The following is an 18,217-nucleotide window of genomic DNA, read 5'->3' as shown; positions in this document are numbered from 1 at the left end:
AACGTTTGGTGTGAAGCGCATCGGTGGGTTCTCCGGCACCCGGCGCGTAGGGGGGACAACTAGACCCCCTTGGCCTCGCCAATCAGAATATCCTCGAAAAACGCCCCGATCGGTTGGGTCGGATGGCACAGCTGAATCTCCAAAACCCAGACCATCTCGCTCGGCACGATCTCGACCTCAGCCAGCTTGTCCTGCCCGAACAAAGCATGCGGGAAGTCGGCGATGCGGTGCCCGGCCAGGTTGCGCTCAAGGCGCCAGCCTTTAGAGAGGGCGCTGTGCTCGGCGAAGTCGTACAGCTCGCGTCCGGTCAGCCCGCGGTGCCAGGCGCTGCGGGTTTCGTCGAACACTTCATGCAGTGCTTTCACGCAGGCGCCATGCAACGAGTGTTCGCCGAAGACGAAGGTGTCGCCGTAATCGCCTTCATAGCCATCCCACACCGGGCCGAGGTCGACCACGGCGATATCGGTGGCGCGCAGCTTGCGTTGCGGGTCGATGCCTTGGCGCGGTGTGCGGATGGTGTCGTCGCCAAAGCGGATATAGGTGGGGTGCCAGGTGTGGGACGCGCCCATGGCCTGCAAGGTTTGACTGGCCATGTCGAGGGCTTGCGCGGTGGTCATGCCGACTTTCAATTGGTCGGCGATGGCGGCCAGGGCCCTGACCGTCTGCTCGCGGGCAGCGAGCATGCCGTCCTGCGAGTAGCGTGGGCCGACTTTTTCCAGCACCGGGTGCAGCGTCTTGAGTGAATCCGTTGGCGTCAATGCTCCGCTGGGAACGAAGGCTTCGGCGACAAAACGGTGAGCCTGGGCGCCCGCTGCCAGACAGGTTTCGCGGACTTGGCTGATCATCTTGCTGTTGCCGCAGGCGTAGATTTGGCTATCCGCCCAGTTGTGAGGCTGTGTCAGCGCAACCTGTTGCACGCGGGCGTCTACCGACTGCACTCGATGCCAGTGAAAGCGTGGATGTGCCTGGCTGGCCCGCTCGAGAAACTCAGCGTCGTAGAAGTCCGCCGGCGACGAGTTCCCCCAATACAGGGTGACTTCGGCCTGGCGTGCCAAGGCCGTCAGCAACAAGGGCTTGATACCGGCATAACCGGTCCCGGTGGCGAACAGCACAACAGGGCGCTCATCGTCGTGTTGCCAGGTGCAGGCGCCCACGGGGCCTTCGAGTTTCACTGCGTCACCCACTTGCAGGGTCGGCAGGATGCGTTCGGAAAACAGGCCGCCGCTGATCTGGCGAATATGAAACACCAACCGGCCTTGATCCTGTGCGGGCAGATTGGCGACGGAGAAACAGCGGCTGTCGCCGTCGTCGAGGCGAAACCTGACGTACTGGCCGGCCCGCACGTCGAGTGGCTGGGCGGTCAGTAACACCAGCTCGACGATGTCGGCGCTCAACGCGCGCTTGCTGATCACCTGTGCGCTGACTTCCAGGGCTGGCGTGTCCAGTGACCAGCCGGGAATTTCCAGGCGCATGTCGCTGCAGGCATGGCTCTGGCACAGCAACATCTCGTCAGCCGCGAGAGGGTAGGAGGCGGCCGGGGTGTCGGGTGTGAGCACCTTTTCGCGGTACTCGCCCGACACCACCTTGACCTTGCACGACCCGCAGGCGCCGCGGCGGCAGGAGAAGGGTACGGCGAGACCGCTGGCGAGCATGGCGTCGAGCAGCAATTGTTCGGCGGCTTCGAAGGATTTGCCCGAGGGCAACAATTCAACGACATGGCGGTTGTGCATAAACACCTCGGGGCAATTGAGGTTCGATTGTTGCGTTAGACTAGGACCAGAAGAACCTCCAGTTTTGGATAATTCACATGGTCCAGCTCCGAAAATGGCGCCCGCTGCTCAAGCTCGATGGCGCGCAGCCGCAGGCGTCGTATAGAAAGATCATCGAGGGTTTGGTAAGCGCGATTGTCGAGGGACGCCTGCGCCCCGGAACGCTGTTGCCCGGCACGCGGGAAATGGCGCAACTGCTGGACGTGAACCGCAAGACGGTAATCCTTGCCTACGAGGAGGCGGTGACCAAAGGCTGGCTGGTCAGCATTCAACGTCGCGGCACCTTCGTCAGTACGCAACTGGCGACAGGAGCGGTGACTGCCGCCAGCGCGCCGACGTCGTTTGCCCCCGCGTTGCGGGAGGTGCCTGCTGCGGCCTATTTCACCCCGGGCGAGCAGGCGACAGCGCTGCAACATCGGCCGGGCGCGCTGTTTTTCGATAATGGCGCCTGTGACCATCGTTTGCTGCCCCAAGCCGTCCTGCATCGCTATTACCGCAACGCCTTGCGCAACAGCTTTACCACCAACACCGTGCGCCATGGCACAGAAGGCAGCGGCCAGTACCTGCGCAACGCCCTCGCCGAAATGTTGCGCCACAATCGCGGCCTGAATGTCAACGCGCAGCAGATCTGCCTGACCCAAGGCGTGCAGATGTCGCTGTACCTGGCCGCCAGCGCGCTGCTCAAACCCGGTGATGTGGTGGTGGTCGAACGCCTGAGTTACCCACCTGCCTGGGAGATTTTCCGCCAGTTGGGCGCGCAACTGGTCACCGTGGACCTGGACGACGAAGGTTGCCGGGTCGACCAGCTCGATGAACTGTGCCGCCTGCACAACGTGCGGATGATGTATGTCACCCCCCATCACCAGTTTCCTACCACTGTCAGCCTGCGTGCCGGACGTCGCCAGCAACTCCTGGAATTGGCCCGGCTGCATGATTTCTGCATCATCGAGGAAGATTACGACCACGAGTATCACTTTTCCGGACGGCCCTATTTGCCCCTGGCCAGCGACAGCGCGCAGCGTCATGTGATCTACATCGGCTCGCTGTCCAAGTCCCTGGGCAGTACCTTCCGTTGCAGCTATATCGTTGCCCCGTCGAACCTCATCGAAGTGCTCGAGCGCACGGCGGCGGTGAGCCTGGGCCAGGGCGATGCCGTCATGCAGCGGATGCTCGCGGACTTGATCAACGATGGCGAGTTGAAGAAGCATCTGCGTCGGGTATCCAAGGAATACCGTCGGCGTCGGGAAACACTGCTGAGTTGTTTGCTGGAGGCGTTTGGCGAGCAGATAGCCGTGCAGGAGCCGGAAGGCGGGCTGGCGTTGTGGGTCAGGTTCGCCGACTCAATCAACGTCAATCAACTGGCTGAAAAAGCTCTGGAGCTGGACCTGGTGGTGCGCAGCGGTCGCCTGTTTTCACCCTTTGATCACCCGGAGAATGCCTTGCGCCTGGGTTTCGCCTCGCTCAATCCGGAGGAAATCCGCGCCGCCACGCAGCGCCTGGCTCAGGCGGCGCGGGCGATTGGGGAAGCGGCTAAATAATGATGCCGGCTGAAAGGTGAATGTGTAAGGATATGTTACTTAGCTTTTGATACTGCCCATTACAGGAACCGACTCTGATGCTCGCTGCCTTCAGACACTACCCGTTTTCGGTCAATCTGCTGCTGTCATCTGCGTTGTTCCTGACACTGGGGCGCGCCATTACCCTGCCGTATATGGTGATTTATCTGTCATCCAACTTCACGTTGGGCATCAGCGAGATCGGCCTGGTAGTGGGCGGTGCGATGCTCGTCGGCTCGTTGCTTAGCCTTTACGGCGGCTACCTGACTGACAAGATCTCCAGCTATCGATTGATCCTCAGCTTCACGGGGTTTTTCACCGTTGGCTTCGTCGGCATGTGCGTCACGTCCCACCTGTGGCTGTTTTTCCTGTTTCTGGTGTCGTTCAATTTTGCCTATTCAGTGATCGATATCGTGGTCAAGGCGGCGTTTGGCAAACTGCTGCCGGAAGCCGAACGCGGCAAAGTGTTTTCGGTGCGCTACACCCTGATCAACATTGGTTATGCGGTGGGGCCGTTCATTGGCGCCGGGCTCGCGCACATGGACATGAAACTGCCGTTCCTGGTGTCTGCGATCCTGGGCATGAGCTTCTTCCTGACCTACATGGTGTGGGGCGACAGGAGCCTCAGCTCCGCCGACCCGGCCAATGCCCCGGTGTCGTTCGTCGCGGTGGGGCGCATTCTGCTCAAGGACTATCGCCTGGTCTGCTTCACGGTTGGCGGCGCATTGAGCGCCGTGGCGTTCGGCCAGTTCACCGGCTACATCTCGCAATACCTGGTGACCACAAGCACACCGGAATTTACCTACCGGGTCATCAGCTCGGTGGTGGCGGTTAACGCGACGGTGGTGATCTGCCTGCAGTACATCGTAGGCAAGCGCATTACCAATGAACATTTGAATCAATGGCTGACAGCGGGTTTCAGCCTGTTTCTGCTGGGTGTCGTCGGCTTTGCGTTGTCCACCACTGTGCTGCATTGGGCGTTGGCCGTGGCGATCTTCACCGTGGGCGAAATCATCGTCTTCCCGGCCGAGTACATGTTCATTGACCGCATCGCGCCGGACCACTTGCGCGGCATGTATTACGGCGCGCAAAACCTGTCCAGCCTCGGCGGTGCGCTGGGGCCGGTGTTGTGCGGCTTTGCCCTGGCAACGCAGTCGGCGCATTTCATGTTCTACATGCTCGCGGCGTTTATCGTGGCGGGCGGGTGCTTCTATCTGATGGGCGCCTCCTATTCCAAACGCCATGACACTGCACGCGGCGATCGCGGCCAATGAGTGCTTTACCTGCCCTCTAAAAACGGGGGCTATTTGACCTTAATGATGACCTTGCCCTTTGATCTTCCTTGCTCGACATAGCTCAAGGCGTCGGCTGTCGACTCGAAAGAAAACGTTCGGTCGATCACCGGTTTTATAACGTTGGACTCAATCAGCGCAGTTATCTTGTCCAGTTGGGCGCCGCTGGCACGCATAAATACAAACCCATAGCTGATGTTCTTTTTGCGCGCTTTCCTGCGGATCCCGCTGCTCAACATACGCATAACGAGGCCGAGTACCCAGGGCAGCTTTTGCTCTTGGGCAAACTGTGGAGTCGGTGGCCCTGAGATGGATATCAGTTGCCCCCCGGGCTTCAGAATGGTCAGCGACTTTTTCAGCTCATCAGCGCCCAGGCTATTTAGTACGACGTCATAATCCTGCAGAACCTTTTCAAAGTTTTGTTTCTTGTAGTCGATGACGACATCTGCTCCCAGTGCCTTGACCCAATCCACGTTACTCGTGCTTGTGGTTGTCGCAACGAACGCACCCAGATGCTTGGCAAGCTGGATGGCCAAGGTGCCTACGCCACCGGAACCTGCGTGGATGAACACCTTTTGGCCCCGTTTCAGCTTGGCGGTTTCAACCAGCACTTGCCAGGCCGTCAGTGCAACCAGCGGGAGGGAGGCCGCTTCTTCCATGCTGATGTTTTTCGGTTTCAGCGCGAGCGCGCTTTCATCTACCGCAATCAGTTCGGCGAATGTGCCTATGCGCTCCTGAGGCGGGCGTGCGTAAACTTCGTCACCCGGTTTGAAGCGCCGCACCGAGGACCCTACGCTAAGGACCACTCCCGCCAGATCATTACCCAGGATCAACGGGAACGAATACGGCAGGATCAGTTTGAATTCGCCTGTACTGATCTTCGAGTCGAGCAGGTTGACGCTTGTGGCATGCACCTGAACAAGAACGTCAAAGGCACCCACTTCAGGGGTGGGTACCTCGCGGATACGCCCATTCTCTTTACCGTAACGGTCGATTGAAAATGCTTTCATGGCGATTCAATTTTCATGGCTTTGTAGCGCTCGGCGACCTCGGATTGCCGAATTTGCGACAGTAAGCCTTGGCGCGCAGCCTGCAGGGCATCCCAGCGGTCGGCATCCTGCAAGGGCGGAATAGTCACCGGCTCGCGACGATCAAAACCAACCAGCGCCGCATCGACTAGATCTCCAACGTCCATGACATCAGTCAGGGTATTGATGTCGATACCTGCCCGCTCCCAGATTTCAGTACGCGTAGCGGCTGGCAAGACGGCTTGCACGTAGACGCCTTTGGGTGTCAATTCCAGGCTCATACCTTGTGATAGAAACAGCACAAACGCCTTAGTAGCACCGTAGACCGTCATGCCGAACTCTGGTGCCAGGCCAACCACGGAACCTATGTTGATAATTGCGCCGTCCCCTGCGTGTGCCAGGCGTGGGGCGATGGCGCTGGCAAGCCGTACCAGTGCCGTCGTGTTGAGCGTCACCAACTGACCAACGCTGTCGGTGGACTGTTCGATAAAGTTGCCGGATTGCGCGGCGCCAGCGTTGTTCACCAGGATGCCAATGCTGGCGTCATCGCGCAGGCGTGTCTCGACGGTCGCCAAGTCGCTGCTTTGGGTCAGGTCAGCCTGAAGGACATCAATCGCGACATTGTGTTTTTCACGCAGTTTCGCTGCGAGCGCGTCCAGTCGGTTCTTGTCGCGGGCCACCAGCACGAGGTCGTGGCCACGTTGTGCGAAGCGCTCGGCATAGGTGGCGCCGATGCCCGTGGAGGCGCCTGTGATCAGAACGGTATTAGGGATGCTCATGGCTTTACTCTCTGCTGTGTGGGTGTCGATTGGCGATTCATGTGTATTGCTGGAAAGCGATGTTCAATGGTGACTCTGGTTACTTTCAGTAAGTGTCGGGTAGTCGATGTAGCCCGCTGCGCCGCCGCCATACAGAGTGGTTGGGTCGAATGCGGATAAAGCCGCATCGGTCTTGAAGCGCTCCACCAAATCAGGCGTTGATCAATGACCGGATATTGCGCCGTGGCGGCTAAGGCATGCGGCAGTGGTTTTATGATGTCGATCATAATCAAAGCTGTCAACAACTTTGATTATGATCGACATCAGAGTATAGTCAGGCCATTGTTCAAGAGGCCTGGAGGCGAGAAATGAAGATCACCAAGACACAGTCACTCGCCAACCGAGCGCACATTGTGGAAACGGCTTCAGAGCTTTTTCGCGAACGTGGTTACGACGGTGTGGGGGTGGCGGAGCTGATGGCCACTGCCGGTTTTACCCAGGGAGGGTTCTACAAACACTTCGGTTCCAAGGCGGATTTGATGGCCGAGGCAGCTGAAAAAAGCCTGGCGCAATCCGTAGCCAGCACCTGCGACCTTGATGTTGCCGGGTTCATAAATCTGTACGTGTCGCGAGATCACAGAGACGGCCGGAGCGCGGGATGCACCATGGCCGCGCTGTGTGGCGACGCTGCCCGCCAGTCAGATGAGTTAAAGGCGACCTTTGCCAGCGGAGTAGAAAGCACGCTGGCAGCACTCGAGGAAAAGTACCAGCCGCGTGAGGGTGCGACGAAGCAGGACGTTCGAGCAAAAATGATCGACCTGCTGGCGCATGCAATCGGTGCCGTCATGTTGTCGCGGGCGTGCCCGGATGACTCTCCTCTCGCGGATGAAATACTCGATGTTTGCCGTGCTGAGTTGGTGGCGTCATTGCCGTTGGCGCAACAAAATGATCGCTAGGGTTCCAGCCAGTCGGAATGAAGCTGCGGAAAACGCTCTTGCAGCCACTCAATGAAAACCTGAACCTGTGGCGCCAGATGCGTCCGGCTTGGGTACAGCAACGACACAGGGCGCGGGGCTGGCCGAAAGGGTTTTAGAATTTCCACCAAGCCGCGACTGTCCAGATGCTCGGCCACGGTGATCCCGGGCGCCTGGATTATTCCGAAGCCCGACACGCCGCACTGAACGTAGGCATTCGACTCGGTGACAGTGATGCCGGCGTTGCTCACAAACGTTCGATCCTGACCGTTTACCGAGAAATGCCAAGGCAATGTCCTGTTGCTCTGGCCGGACAAAAAGTTGACGCCTCGATGGGAGGCCAGATCGTCGAGGGTCTCGGGTACGCCATGCTCATGCAGATACTCGGGTGCGGCGCAGGTCACCATGGTCGCCATCGCGATGGGGCGAGCGATCAAGGTCGAATCCGGTAGGTCGCCGATACGCAGAGCGCAGTCGATGCCTTCGCCGATCAGGTCGACGGCTCGGTCGGTCACGCCCAGAACCATGCTGATACCCGGGTAGGCGTCGGTGAATTCCTTAAGGCCTTTGATGAATTCAATTTGCGCGAATGCGGTCGGGACATCGACGCGAAGTCGGCCTGTGAGCGTTGCGCCGGAGCGGTCGAACATTGAGGTCGCGGCAGAAATACCCGCCAAAATTTCCTGCACCCGCTCGTAGAACCTCTCGCCCTCGGCGGTGAGCGCCACCTTTCTTGTGGTGCGCTGGAACAGGCGCACGCCCAATGACGTTTCCAGCTCCTGGATATACCGAGTGACCTGGGGTCGCCCGATGTCCAGCGATTCGGCGGCTTTGGTAAAGCTGCCGAGTTCGGCAAGCCTGGCGAACAGTCGCATTGATTGAAGCAGTTCCATAACGCTTTCCTATGACCCCGCCTACTCACGAAGTTGAACTGATTGTTGCCCAAGAATAGAACAATCATGTCTTTTTTCACGCATTTATTGCCCACCGTCAAAAGCGAAAAATACCCCCAAGGCCGAACCGGTTCTGGTTCAAGGCCATGAAGTGAATGTGGAGATGCGCAATGAAAGCTTGGTTATTGAACGATTTCGGACTCGACAACCTGCACTTGGGAGAGGTGCCGACTCCGCAACCAAAGGCTGGCGAGTTGCTGGTCAAGGTCGGTGCCGTCTCGCTCAACTTTCGCGATAAGGCTATCGTCGACGGCATTTATGAACCGCATAGGGTGCCCAAGCCATTGATCCCGGTGAGCGATGCAGCCGGCACGGTGGTAGCGGTCGGTGAAAACGTCTCGCGGTTTAAAGTCGGTGATCGCGTCAACTCGCATCTTTACTCACGTTGGCTGGATGGCGAGCCGGGGCCGAACGAACCCGATTACTGCTTCGGTTCGCCGTTGCCTGGCGGTTTGGCCGAATACATGATCATCCATGAGGACAGCGCCGTCGGTGCACCCGACAACATGAGCGATGCAGAGGCGGCAACACTGCCTATTGCTGCACTCACGGCCTGGTATTCGCTGGTGGATTACGGACAAATCCAGCCGGGCCAGACCGTATTGGTTCAAGGCACTGGAGGTGTGTCGATATTTGCCGTGCAGATCGCTACGGCCCTTGGCGCGAAGGTCATCGCAACGTCGAGTAGCGACCAGAATCTGCAAGCCGTGAAGGCGCTGGGGGCTGTGGCGGGCATCAACTACAGAACGACGCCGAAATGGGCAGATGAAGTGCTGAAGCTGACCGACGGCAAGGGCGTGGATCTGCTGCTCGATGTGGCCGGTGGCAGCGGCATCAATCAATCGGTCGCCGCCACCAAGGCGTCGGGGCGTATTGCGCAGATCGGCTTTCTGACAGGGCAAACCGTTGAACTCAATCTGATGCCCCTCATTTTCCGCCAGACGACCCTTCGTGGTATTGCCGTGGCGCCGCGTTCATCATTCGACCGGATGAATGCGTTCCTCAACGAACACAAGATTCGTCCCGTGATCGATCAGGTATACCCGTTTGAGAAAGCACGAGAAGCTTACGAACATCTCGCGAAGGGCGCATTTGGAAAGGTTGTGATTAAAATCGCTTAACAACGAAAAGGCGCCCTTTGGCGTCTTTTTGCAGCTCGGCTGGGCCGGTAGGTCTGAAATGGCTAAGTCGATATCTTGGCTTGATTGCCATCGTTAGCCACTTGCGCCGTACATTAGCAGGTGTCTTTGCAGGTGCGTTGTGATTGATTTACCGCTACCTTCCCTGGAAATCGCGCAATAAGGACGACGCACATGGATGTTGGAATGGCTCATGCGATCGAGACCGCAGAAAGCGAGTATTTGTGTTCCCGCGTTGAGAGTTTGTCTCGGATAAGTGGAAACCCCTTTGGTGCTCGTGTGTTTTTCAACGAAGCGTTTCCATGCTTTCAAGTAAAGGCATCGCCCAGCCCGATGTTCAATCGCATCTACGGCGACAGCACCGGCAGCCCCCAGGCACTGTTGAGCCTGCTCAAGGAATCAGCAGAGTACTCGACCGTAACGCCCCTTATCGGCAAGGTCTCGACGCTGGAACCGCACGCTTTTGTGGGGGAGGGGCGACTGGAGCGCCTGAGGGGTTGGACGCACCTGCAGCTCGCGTGCTCCATCGAGGACGTGGTCTTGAACCACCACGCATTCGAAATCGAAGAAGCCACCTCACACACGCTGCCTGAGTTCGCAGCCGTTCATGCGAGTGGCTTTCATACCAAGCCAGAGCATCGTCAGATGAGCCAGGCTTCGTTTGCAGGACTGATGGCAAATGACCGTCTGAAAATCTACGTCCTTAAAGCTGATGGACAGGTGGTTGCAGGCGCGTTGATGTACCTGGCCAGCAACGGAGTTGCCTACCTTGGGACGGCAGCCACCCGAAAAGATGCACGAGGCTTGGGTTACCACGGAGCCCTGATCTCTCACCGCATAGAGCATGCGAAGAAGCACGGCAGCCTTGTGATCGCCGCAACTGCGCTTCCCAGTTCGCAAAGTCGCCGTAATTTGCAGCGCACAGGGCTAACGGCATCTCACGCTCAGGCGCTGTATCGTTTGGTGGGTAGTTGAGGTATGTCGGTGTGAGCGGCTGTTATTGATCGATAGCTGTCTGCCGCGACGGGCAGCAACCGGCCAATAGCAGAAACTCGGCTTCGGCCGTTTTCGACCCAATGCAGCCAGTTGTCATCCGAGGCTGAAGTCGATCAGTTATCGCCTGTCGGAGAGGACAGGAGCGGCGTCTAAAATAGCAAAATAAAGTTGGATGATTGGCGGCAAACGGCGCATTTAAATTAAATTCATGCGCCGTTTTTGAGACCTTGGAAGACCTGATTTTTTCTTGTGACGATTTGTTAGGGAGAGTTAGGGGCGGCCGGTTGCATTTCCATTTCCACCCGCCAAAAGTGGTCCTTCGAGCTATGCCAGCATGTGAAGCATCTCCATGAACATCGGACCTGATAGATCACGTATCTCTCCGTCGTCAGCAACCAAGCAACCTGCGGCGCCAGCGAATGACTGTTGGTCATGCGCTGGGATGTCCAAGCTGCAAATGATCCTGTAGCGAAACAGCCAACCGCAGGCGACGCGACCGCACAGTTCTACCGTTTGATGATAGCCATCAACGGACAGGGGCCGGGCACCGTGGGCCTGCGCAAGGCTATATGCTGTACTGCCGGTAGATTCGCGTTGGGAAGATTTGTTGTTCATACGTACTGGAAACGGCTGGAATAGCAGCCGATTATCTACTCGTTTGGTTTGAATGTCTGGGCGCCCGCTATGGGTCGATTATGGCCCTCGCGACAGTCAGAGATCGGCCAACGCGGCGTTCGATCCACTACCTTCCAGCCGAAAAGCGAAAACCTCCCGATCTGTGAAAGTTAGTCTCCAAGGGTACGCATTATTTCCTCGACCACCGGCTTCGTGTATTTCTCACTGGGGTCAGTTCCCGGTGGGTCGTTACTACGGAACCATTCACCTTGATCGAATGCCTGGTAAAGCAACAAAGCGGGCTGAGGCATGTCGTTAGTCATTCCTACTTCAACCACAGTATTTATGATCCCGTTCATAACGCCGTTGCAAAACTCATAGAGCAGAGATCCTTGTATGTAGCCTTCCGCAACCGCGACGGACAGCTCGTTCAGCACATCATGCGGTGCAACGCCGAACCTTTCGCAAATGGGGACTAGATCACTCAGCGTTAAACCGTCTGCTTCCGCTTTCACCGACAGTTCCTTGAGTTCGATCTTCGGTAACACCATGAGCATGGGCTTCTTCCGGTTAGGTGCGAAAGGGGGTCGTTCATGAGCGGCAGCAACCGGTCAATCGGTCAGTCGACTGATCAGGTTGAGACGGCACAGAAGCGGACATAACATCAGGCAGATAAATAACGCCCGACTCTCGCTTCCAGTAGCGTGATCAACGCTGGTGCCATGTATTCGTAATCGTCAGAAATATTCAGGCAGATGATACGTTTATTCGCCAACTCCGAGGTGAAACGAGCAGTGAGTTTCTTTCGATGGTTTTGCTCCATCACAAAAATGAGATCGGCCCACTCGAGAAGCTCCTGGCTTACCAGCACATCCGCATCGTTATTAACACCAGCCGATGCTGTCTCAACACCCGACCAATCAGCAAAAAGTTGCTCGGCGGTCGGACTACGTAAGCGATTTTTGCCGCAGATGAACAACACATTCAAAGTGGTTTAACTCCAAACTTTTCCGGCGATCCGAAACTCAGGTTCGGACACATACTGACAGCTTAGCTTGTGGGAACCATAGAAATGCGTCCGCTCCGGGCAATCGAGAAAAGCCCCTCGCGAGCGGCTGCTATGGGTCGAAGGCGGTGGTTCATGAGCGGTAGCTGTCGGCCAAAACTGGTCGTTGGCGGTGACCTGAATTGGCAGATCCACGCAGGCACTCTGGACTGAGAACTTAATGCACGGATAGAACGGACTATTTCGACAGGCACTGTCAGGTGTTATCCGCTACGTAGTAAAGAATGTACCCGGAATACACGAGAGAACCGGCCGCCACTTCTGCTTTGAAGCACTCTGTGATTGCATCCTCATCAGCAAAACCGTAATCCGACAACTTGTCGCCGGCAAAACTAGCAAGTCGCCATGCGTCGAAGCCATCGATTTCACCACGATCCCCAAAGTCAAAGTCTACTGTACCTGTGGGGAGGCTTACCGCGCAGCCATAGCCGTGCTTGAAGTAACGAACTCCGCCTTCCAGCTCTCCACGCTGAGGAATGTCGGTTACCACCCAATCCGTATTGGTCGGGGGTCGTGGGATACCAGACCGCTGCATCATGTCCACCGCGGCGGCAACGCTTGCTTGGTAGTCACTGATCAACATGGCGAGTTGGTTATTCATACAGTCTCACATTATAAATAAGCAGCACTGAGGCCAGAGATTGAAGAGGGTAGCATTCGAAGCAACTTCTCCAGCAGGCGGCAAGAAGCGGCATTGCCGTCGGCTACAACTGCGTTTAGCACCTTCAGCCCGATTGCGTCGTGGGCGTAATCCATGACCCGTTGCATTGATTCAAAACCGTAGCCCTTCCCCTGTTGCCCGCTGAGAAACAAGTAGCCGACTTCTGCCGTCACTTCTTCATCGGGCACAGGCTTCAATCCCGTGACCCCAACGGCACAACGATCCAGGCTCAAGCGGTTAAACAAATCGGGTATCTTTAGCCGCCTCAGCCGCCAGTCTGCCTCAGGCTCAGCGCATGATCGATAGTTTAGGGAAAAATGGAATGACACTCAGGGTGATGGTGGTCGGTGGCTACGGCAATTTCGGCAGCATCGTTTGCCGGCATTTGGTGGTGGCGCCGGGCATTGAACTGGTGATCTCCGGCCGCGACCCGCACAAGTTGCAGCGCAAAGTGGATGAGCTGAAAAGCCAGTCGGGCACCGCCTGCGAAGGCTGGTGCGGCGATGCCATGGGCGCCGGGTTCGCGTCCGTTTTGCGGTCGATGAACATCCAACTGGTGATCCACACCGGCGGGCCGTTCCAGGGGCAATCCTATGCGGTCGCCCAGAGCTGCATCGACGCGGGCGTGAACTACTGCGACCTGTCCGACTGCCGCACCTTCGTCAATGGCGTGAGCGTGCTGGATGCACAAGCCCGGCAGACAGGTGTGGCGATCCTCAGTGGTTGCAGCTCCGTGCCGACACTGTCGTCGGCCATCATCGATCAGTACCGCTACCGCTTCACCCGCATCGACGCGATCGAGCACGGCATTTCCTCTTCGGCCAAGATGCCGGGCTTGTCCACCGTCGAAGGCGTGCTGGCTTACGCGGGCAAACCGATCAAGCAACTCCGGCATGGCCAGGTGCATGAAGTGCTGGGCTGGCAGGACCTGACGCTGCGCAAGATGCCTGAGCTCGGCACGCGGGTGTTGGCGAATGTGGACGTGCCCGACATGGACATCTTCGCCAGTCGCTATGGCGCCCACACCCTGAGCTTCAAGGCTGGCGCGGGGCTCAAACTGGGTGGTGTCGCCAACTACCTGCTGGCCCAGGCGCTGCGCACGGGAATCGTGCGAGACCATGTCGCCTGGGCTGCGCGCCTGCATCGGCTGGGTACCTGGTTCGAGCGCTTTGGCGATGGCAAAAGCGCGATGTACATTGACGTGCAAGGCCTCGGCACTGAAGGGCAACCGCTGTCCCTGGCGGTGCAACTGACGGCCCTGAATGACAAAGGCCCGGAAATCCCCAGCTGCGCCGCCGTTGCCCTGGCCCTCAAAATCGCCCAAGGCTACGTGCCCGAACCCGGTGCGCGACCGTGCGTTGGCGAAATCACCGTCGATGAATACATGGCCGCCATCAACGACCCGGCGAACCTCAGCCTGGCCGTGCATTTCTCTGACGGGCAGGGCTGAACCATGCTCTATCTGGGCCTGAAGTACATTCACATCATCGCGGCGATTTTCCTGTTCGGCTTCGGCATGGGCTCCTACCTGTACCTGATCGCCGCAAGCCGTACGGCCAACCCGCAAGTGATCGCCCAGGTGGCACGGATGGTGGTGCAGTTTGATACCTGGATTACCACGCCGGCGGGCTTTATCCAGATCATCACCGGCTTTCTGCTGATCAAGCTTGTCGGGTTGCCGCTGACCACCGAATGGGTGCTGACGTCGCTGATCATCTTCCTGTGCGTGGGGGCGCTTTGGCTGCCGGTGCTGGTGCTGCAGAAGCGGTTGCAGCAGATGGCGCTCAGTGCGGTGGAGACGGGCAGGGCGCTCGATGATGGATACCGCGGCGTTTACCGGAAATGGTTCTGGATGGGCGTTTTCGGGTTTTCGGGGATGTTTGTGATCGTGCTGATCATGGTGACGAAGATGACGCCGTGGCAGTTGATTGGGCTGTGTTGCTGATAAAAGGAACTGCCAATGAGTGAAACCGAAATCCAATCCACCTCACCGGATGATCGCTACCGGGTCGAGGTGACGCCCTGGGAGGCGCGGAATACGCAGTGGGTGTGTTCACCGCAGATTGTGGATACATGGCAGGGGAGCTGTGTTTTTCAGTTTGAGGACGCTCGTTGGTCGGCGGATCAGTCGGTGTGGCTAAACCCAACCACAGTGGAGCTCAAGTTGCGCAAGTTCCCGGGAGATAAAACAGGGCGGGGCGTGTGTGTGGTGATTGATTGTGCAGGGCTTGTTGCACGCTTGGGCGATGGCAGCGTGGTTGAGTTATCAGTGCTGGAAGCTGCGCTTGATGCCATTGAGCTGAAATAAAGGCCCGTTCAGGGCTTGGTATTCCAAGCCACTGCACACAACGCCAACCCCGCCACATTCAGCGACACCGGATTAAACGCCTCCCTGAGCATCGCCGGGCTGAACACCGCCACATCCACCAGCAGCCCCGCCAGCGCAGCCGTAGCCACTGCAATCGGCCAGGCGCTGCGTGGTGAAAGCAGTATCCATACCGCCAGGACAATTTCCCCAACCCCCGCCAGCGTGGCGAACACCTGCACTTGTTCGATCCCGTGAGCCTGGATCATCGTCCGCTCGCCCTGGCTCAACCACAGCAGCTTCGGCACCAGCCCATGGTAGGCAAGCATGAACGCCAGGCCGCCTCGGGCGATCCAGTTGATGCGCACAAAGGTATTCATGGCTGTTCTTTCAAAAAGCGCTGCTCATGATCCGGATCGGGCAACAGGCAAGTGTCGTATTTCCCGAAAAGCCGATAGCGATTGCGTGCGATGCGATCGTAAGCCCAATCCCGAAGAAAGCGCGGGATTGCGCGCAGCACCAACAGCGGGCGCCAACGGGCAGGCAGTTGCGCAATGATTTCGAACACCGCTTCCGAACGCGTCCAATAGTGCCGGTCGCGGATCACTGCGATGGTGTCGAACTGATCCAGCGGCAACCCCGCCCAGGCCAATAGCGCCTGACCTTCGGGCGACTGAACGGCCGCCAACCGCACACGCCGGTCGCGGTCATGGCGAATCAGGAACCTCGCCCAGCCGTTGCACAGCTTGCACACACCGTCGAACAGCACCACGGTTTCGCCGGGCTTAAGGAGTGGTGCGGGAGTAGGGCGGGTGTGGGAGGCGGGCATGTGTGTGGGTCCAGTCGGGCCGGGTTAGCCTGGATCATACTCGCGTTCGCCCACACTGTTCAGTCCGGGAGTGGAGATCTAACAAGCAAAGAAAATCCAGTGTGGGAGCGGGCTTGCTCGCGAATGCGGTGGGTCAGTCAGCACATTTTTCACTGCCACACCGCATTCGCGAGCAAGCCCGCTCCCACAGTTGATCTTTGTTGGATTGGGCATTGCGTTCACAACAGCCGAACCTAGCGCGACAACACCGGCGCTGCGCCTTTTTCCTCCGCGCCCACATCATGCAGCGAAATCCGTGACGTCTCCGGCAACGCTAACCCACCCGCCAACGCCAGCAGCGCCACCGCAATCAGATAAAATGCCGGCGACAGATTGCTGCCCGTGGTGCTGATCAACCACGTCGCCATCAACGGCGCCGTACCCCCAAAGATCGTATAAGCCATGTTGTAAGTAATCGCCGAAGCGGTATACCGCGTGCGGGTCGGAAAGGTCTCCGACAGCAACGCCGCCGTCACCACTCCACACAACACCGCGCCCACCGCCAGCAACATCACCCCGACGATAGACGCCGCGAACGAGCCGGAACTGGCCATCAGGAACGACGGGTACACCACCACCATCAACAACACACACGCCGTCATCACCGTGACCCGACGCCCCACCCGGTCCGAATACAACCCCGCCAGCGGGCAAATTGCCGCCGCGAAGATCAGTGCAATCAGCGACACCAGCAACGCCATCGCACGGCTCAGCCCACCCGCCACCTGCAGATAGGTCGCGAAGTAGGTGGTGAACATATAAAACGACAGCGCCGTGAGCGACACAAAAGCGCCCAGGCAGCAGATCGCCGCACCATGGTTGCACAGGGTTTCCTTGAGCGGGGAGTGGGCGACCGCGTGTTCCTGCTTCACCGCCTGGAACGCCGGTGTCTCATCCAGCTTCCAGCGCAGGTAAAGCCCCACCAGGCCCAGCGGCGCGGCGATCAGGAACGGTAGGCGCCAGCCCCAACTGCCCATCGCCTCGGCGGACAACGACGCTTCAAGTGCGTAGGCCACCACCGCTGCGGCAGCGAAGGCGGAAAAGGTCGACACCGGCACAAAGCTGCCATACCAGGCGCGCTTGTCACTCGGCGCGTGCTCCATCAGATAGGCACAGGCCCCGGCATATTCTCCCCCGGCGGAGAAGCCCTGGGCGCAGCGGATCAGCGACAACAGAATCGGCGCCGCCACGCCGATGGCGGCGTAGGTGGGCAGCAGGCCGATCAGCGTGGTGGCGCCGGCCATCAGCAAAATCGTCATGGCCAGCGTGCGTTTGCGGCCGATCCGGTCGCCGAGCATGCCGAAGAAAATCCCGCCCAGTGGCCGAAACGCGAAGGCCACGGCAAATACCGCGAAGGTCTTGAGCAGCGCCGCGCTGGCGTCGCCGCTGGGGAAGAATTGTTGGGCGATGGTGGTGGCGAGGAAGCCGTAGACCGCGAAGTCGAACCACTCGACGAAGTTACCGATGCCGGCGGCGATGATCACTCTTCGCAGGGTTTGCGGGCTGACCTGTTCGGTGGAGGGGCTCGTCATGGGGGAAGGCCTCGGCGGTGGTAGGGGGATGCTTGATTATCGGGGTCGGCCGTTGGGCGGCGGGGCTCAAAAGAGTCGTCCGCGTAGCCAGTAGCGACTTGATGGGGTAGGGCAGAGGCAGGAATTGGGCCAATACATGTGGCCCGCAGGGTGAAATGATTTGAATCCAGCGCGCGCCTTGTAGAGAATCCCCGCCTTTGGCTCGAAAGGATGCGTGCGATGAAGTTCGATGGGACTTTCCAATACCTGGGCAATCACGGGATCGTTTTCAACGTCTCGCAGATCACCCTCACCGACAGCGATCGCGGACGCCTGAGCGAGCTGCATTTTGGCGAAGCGAAAAGCGCCCACTATGAGGTCAACCGTAAGGTCGTCGAGGTGTACGACAAGATGTTGGCCAAGAACCTGCCGTGCCAGATGATGATCGGCATCTCCAAGCCGCTGACCCGGCAACAGGGCGATACCCTCAATGCCCAGCGCACCAGGATCGCTAACCTGGCGGCCTCGGCCTTCGCTGGCGCCACCGCTTATGTGGCCACCCCCTACGTGGGCGCTCCTGTAGGGATCGGTGTGCGCATGTATGTGAATGACACCCTGCCCACCTATCATGCAGGCGACGTCCTGGTCAGCATCGAGGCGCAGGTCAATGGCGGTATCGGTCCGCAGCGCACCGTTTCCACACTGATCATCAAGACCTGACTGGAG

At 58.5% G+C, this 18,217-nt stretch carries 20 protein-coding genes and 1 pseudogene; 9 read left to right on the top strand and 12 right to left on the bottom strand.

Annotated features, from left to right (window positions below; all coding sequences use genetic code 11):
• Nucleotides 1–59: 59 nt before the first annotated feature.
• Complete coding sequence (locus AU074_RS19600) at nucleotides 60–1,730, bottom strand: M24 family metallopeptidase (protein WP_076016127.1); 1,671 nt, start codon at nucleotides 1,728–1,730, stop codon at nucleotides 60–62.
• A 77-nt stretch (nucleotides 1,731–1,807) separates the two neighbouring features.
• Here AU074_RS19600 and AU074_RS19595 point away from each other — a divergent pair, with 77 nt between their 5' ends.
• Both AU074_RS19595 and AU074_RS19590 read left to right on the top strand, forming a co-directional pair.
• On the top strand, nucleotides 1,808–3,307 hold the full coding sequence (locus AU074_RS19595) for a PLP-dependent aminotransferase family protein (RefSeq protein ID WP_076016126.1): 1,500 nt from the start codon (nucleotides 1,808–1,810) through the stop codon (nucleotides 3,305–3,307).
• 77 nt (nucleotides 3,308–3,384) lie between these two features.
• On the top strand, nucleotides 3,385–4,599 hold the full coding sequence (locus AU074_RS19590) for an MFS transporter (RefSeq protein ID WP_076016125.1): 1,215 nt from the start codon (nucleotides 3,385–3,387) through the stop codon (nucleotides 4,597–4,599).
• 29 nt (nucleotides 4,600–4,628) lie between these two features.
• Here the strand turns inward: AU074_RS19590 and AU074_RS19585 are convergent, their stop codons facing one another.
• The 3 genes and pseudogenes from AU074_RS19585 to AU074_RS34580 all read right to left on the bottom strand — a co-directional run.
• Nucleotides 4,629–5,627: an NADP-dependent oxidoreductase gene (locus AU074_RS19585; protein ID WP_076016124.1), complete on the bottom strand. Its 999-nt coding sequence runs from the start codon at nucleotides 5,625–5,627 to the stop codon at nucleotides 4,629–4,631.
• The gene (locus tag AU074_RS19580; RefSeq protein WP_076016123.1) at nucleotides 5,624–6,424 is read right to left on the bottom strand and encodes an SDR family oxidoreductase; all 801 of its coding nucleotides are present in this window, start codon (nucleotides 6,422–6,424) and stop codon (nucleotides 5,624–5,626) included. The genes AU074_RS19585 and AU074_RS19580 overlap by 4 nt, the downstream gene beginning before the upstream one ends.
• 63 nt (nucleotides 6,425–6,487) lie before the next feature.
• Nucleotides 6,488–6,619: pseudogene (locus AU074_RS34580) on the bottom strand (alkene reductase); the annotation flags it as partial.
• Between the two features lie 152 nt (nucleotides 6,620–6,771).
• Here AU074_RS34580 and AU074_RS19575 point away from each other — a divergent pair.
• Nucleotides 6,772–7,359: a TetR/AcrR family transcriptional regulator gene (locus AU074_RS19575; protein WP_076016122.1), complete on the top strand. Its 588-nt coding sequence runs from the start codon at nucleotides 6,772–6,774 to the stop codon at nucleotides 7,357–7,359.
• On the opposite strand, the gene AU074_RS19570 is transcribed toward AU074_RS19575, so the two are convergent.
• Nucleotides 7,356–8,270, bottom strand: a complete 915-nt coding sequence (locus tag AU074_RS19570) for a LysR family transcriptional regulator (RefSeq protein ID WP_076016121.1) — start codon at nucleotides 8,268–8,270, stop codon at nucleotides 7,356–7,358. The genes AU074_RS19575 and AU074_RS19570 overlap by 4 nt on opposite strands.
• A gap of 170 nt (nucleotides 8,271–8,440) precedes the next feature.
• Here AU074_RS19570 and AU074_RS19565 point away from each other — a divergent pair, with 170 nt between their 5' ends.
• Both AU074_RS19565 and AU074_RS19560 read left to right on the top strand, forming a co-directional pair.
• Nucleotides 8,441–9,451: an NAD(P)-dependent alcohol dehydrogenase gene (locus AU074_RS19565; RefSeq protein ID WP_076016120.1), complete on the top strand. Its 1,011-nt coding sequence runs from the start codon at nucleotides 8,441–8,443 to the stop codon at nucleotides 9,449–9,451.
• A 192-nt stretch (nucleotides 9,452–9,643) separates the two neighbouring features.
• Nucleotides 9,644–10,444, top strand: coding sequence for a GNAT family N-acetyltransferase (locus AU074_RS19560; RefSeq protein ID WP_076016119.1), 801 nt, complete (start codon nucleotides 9,644–9,646; stop codon nucleotides 10,442–10,444).
• A gap of 806 nt (nucleotides 10,445–11,250) precedes the next feature.
• Here AU074_RS19560 and AU074_RS19555 read toward each other — a convergent pair.
• The 4 genes from AU074_RS19555 to AU074_RS32815 form a co-directional block, all read right to left on the bottom strand.
• Entirely contained in the window at nucleotides 11,251–11,637 is a 387-nt protein-coding gene (locus AU074_RS19555; RefSeq protein ID WP_076016118.1) for a hypothetical protein, read from the bottom strand.
• A 107-nt stretch (nucleotides 11,638–11,744) separates the two neighbouring features.
• On the bottom strand, nucleotides 11,745–12,068 hold the full coding sequence (locus tag AU074_RS19550) for a low molecular weight protein tyrosine phosphatase family protein (protein ID WP_076016117.1): 324 nt from the start codon (nucleotides 12,066–12,068) through the stop codon (nucleotides 11,745–11,747).
• A gap of 274 nt (nucleotides 12,069–12,342) precedes the next feature.
• Nucleotides 12,343–12,747 carry a hypothetical protein gene (locus AU074_RS19545; protein ID WP_076016116.1) on the bottom strand — a complete coding sequence of 135 codons (405 nt, stop codon included), beginning with the start codon at nucleotides 12,745–12,747 and terminating at the stop codon, nucleotides 12,343–12,345.
• An 11-nt stretch (nucleotides 12,748–12,758) separates the two neighbouring features.
• Nucleotides 12,759–13,136 carry a GNAT family N-acetyltransferase gene (locus AU074_RS32815; protein WP_083676698.1) on the bottom strand — a complete coding sequence of 126 codons (378 nt, stop codon included), beginning with the start codon at nucleotides 13,134–13,136 and terminating at the stop codon, nucleotides 12,759–12,761.
• On the opposite strand from AU074_RS32815, the gene AU074_RS19535 reads away from it, so the two are divergent.
• The 3 genes from AU074_RS19535 to AU074_RS19525 are packed head-to-tail and all read left to right on the top strand — an operon-like array spanning nucleotide 13,130 to nucleotide 15,115.
• Nucleotides 13,130–14,257 (top strand): saccharopine dehydrogenase family protein, encoded by a 1,128-nt coding sequence (locus AU074_RS19535; RefSeq protein WP_076016115.1) that lies wholly within the window; start codon nucleotides 13,130–13,132, stop codon nucleotides 14,255–14,257. The two genes, AU074_RS32815 and AU074_RS19535, sit on opposite strands and share 7 nt — an antisense overlap.
• Before the next feature lie 3 nt (nucleotides 14,258–14,260).
• Nucleotides 14,261–14,752 (top strand): DUF2269 domain-containing protein, encoded by a 492-nt coding sequence (locus AU074_RS19530; RefSeq protein ID WP_076016114.1) that lies wholly within the window; start codon nucleotides 14,261–14,263, stop codon nucleotides 14,750–14,752.
• Nucleotides 14,753–14,767: 15 nt separating this feature from the next.
• The gene (locus AU074_RS19525) at nucleotides 14,768–15,115 is read left to right on the top strand and encodes a hypothetical protein (protein WP_076016113.1); all 348 of its coding nucleotides are present in this window, start codon (nucleotides 14,768–14,770) and stop codon (nucleotides 15,113–15,115) included.
• A gap of 8 nt (nucleotides 15,116–15,123) precedes the next feature.
• Here the strand turns inward: AU074_RS19525 and AU074_RS19520 are convergent, their stop codons facing one another.
• From AU074_RS19520 to AU074_RS19510, 3 genes are all read right to left on the bottom strand, one after another.
• Nucleotides 15,124–15,492: a DoxX-like family protein gene (locus tag AU074_RS19520; RefSeq protein ID WP_076016112.1), complete on the bottom strand. Its 369-nt coding sequence runs from the start codon at nucleotides 15,490–15,492 to the stop codon at nucleotides 15,124–15,126.
• On the bottom strand, nucleotides 15,489–15,941 hold the full coding sequence (locus AU074_RS19515; protein ID WP_076016111.1) for a thiol-disulfide oxidoreductase DCC family protein: 453 nt from the start codon (nucleotides 15,939–15,941) through the stop codon (nucleotides 15,489–15,491). The genes AU074_RS19520 and AU074_RS19515 overlap by 4 nt, the downstream gene beginning before the upstream one ends.
• A gap of 233 nt (nucleotides 15,942–16,174) precedes the next feature.
• On the bottom strand, nucleotides 16,175–17,512 hold the full coding sequence (locus tag AU074_RS19510; protein ID WP_076016110.1) for an MFS transporter: 1,338 nt from the start codon (nucleotides 17,510–17,512) through the stop codon (nucleotides 16,175–16,177).
• A gap of 219 nt (nucleotides 17,513–17,731) precedes the next feature.
• On the opposite strand from AU074_RS19510, the gene AU074_RS19505 reads away from it, so the two are divergent.
• On the top strand, nucleotides 17,732–18,211 hold the full coding sequence (locus AU074_RS19505) for a hypothetical protein (RefSeq protein WP_076016109.1): 480 nt from the start codon (nucleotides 17,732–17,734) through the stop codon (nucleotides 18,209–18,211).
• Nucleotides 18,212–18,217: the final 6 nt, after the last annotated feature.

Source organism: Pseudomonas sp. ATCC PTA-122608, assembly GCF_001952855.1.
Lineage (GTDB): Bacteria > Pseudomonadota > Gammaproteobacteria > Pseudomonadales > Pseudomonadaceae > Aquipseudomonas.
This window is presented reverse-complemented; position numbering and strand designations above follow the sequence as displayed.

Bases quoted from the DNA above. Each gene is read 5' to 3' on its own strand.
- AU074_RS19525 (WP_076016113.1), top strand. From the start codon at position 14,768: ATGAGTGAAACCGAAATCCAATCCACCTCACCGGATGATCGCTACCGG.
- AU074_RS19515 (WP_076016111.1), bottom strand. From the start codon at position 15,941: ATGCCCGCCTCCCACACCCGCCCTACTCCCGCACCACTCCTTAAGCCC.
- AU074_RS19530 (WP_076016114.1), top strand. From the start codon at position 14,261: ATGCTCTATCTGGGCCTGAAGTACATTCACATCATCGCGGCGATTTTC.
- AU074_RS19590 (WP_076016125.1), top strand. From the start codon at position 3,385: ATGCTCGCTGCCTTCAGACACTACCCGTTTTCGGTCAATCTGCTGCTG.
- AU074_RS19560 (WP_076016119.1), top strand. From the start codon at position 9,644: ATGGATGTTGGAATGGCTCATGCGATCGAGACCGCAGAAAGCGAGTAT.
- AU074_RS19535 (WP_076016115.1), top strand. From the start codon at position 13,130: ATGACACTCAGGGTGATGGTGGTCGGTGGCTACGGCAATTTCGGCAGC.
- AU074_RS19575 (WP_076016122.1), top strand. From the start codon at position 6,772: ATGAAGATCACCAAGACACAGTCACTCGCCAACCGAGCGCACATTGTG.
- AU074_RS19565 (WP_076016120.1), top strand. From the start codon at position 8,441: ATGAAAGCTTGGTTATTGAACGATTTCGGACTCGACAACCTGCACTTG.
- AU074_RS19545 (WP_076016116.1), bottom strand. From the start codon at position 12,747: ATGAATAACCAACTCGCCATGTTGATCAGTGACTACCAAGCAAGCGTT.
- AU074_RS19520 (WP_076016112.1), bottom strand. From the start codon at position 15,492: ATGAATACCTTTGTGCGCATCAACTGGATCGCCCGAGGCGGCCTGGCG.
- AU074_RS19510 (WP_076016110.1), bottom strand. From the start codon at position 17,512: ATGACGAGCCCCTCCACCGAACAGGTCAGCCCGCAAACCCTGCGAAGA.
- AU074_RS19595 (WP_076016126.1), top strand. From the start codon at position 1,808: ATGGTCCAGCTCCGAAAATGGCGCCCGCTGCTCAAGCTCGATGGCGCG.
- AU074_RS19600 (WP_076016127.1), bottom strand. From the start codon at position 1,730: ATGCACAACCGCCATGTCGTTGAATTGTTGCCCTCGGGCAAATCCTTC.
- AU074_RS19570 (WP_076016121.1), bottom strand. From the start codon at position 8,270: ATGGAACTGCTTCAATCAATGCGACTGTTCGCCAGGCTTGCCGAACTC.
- AU074_RS19580 (WP_076016123.1), bottom strand. From the start codon at position 6,424: ATGAGCATCCCTAATACCGTTCTGATCACAGGCGCCTCCACGGGCATC.
- AU074_RS19555 (WP_076016118.1), bottom strand. From the start codon at position 11,637: ATGCTCATGGTGTTACCGAAGATCGAACTCAAGGAACTGTCGGTGAAA.
- AU074_RS19585 (WP_076016124.1), bottom strand. From the start codon at position 5,627: ATGAAAGCATTTTCAATCGACCGTTACGGTAAAGAGAATGGGCGTATC.
- AU074_RS19505 (WP_076016109.1), top strand. From the start codon at position 17,732: ATGAAGTTCGATGGGACTTTCCAATACCTGGGCAATCACGGGATCGTT.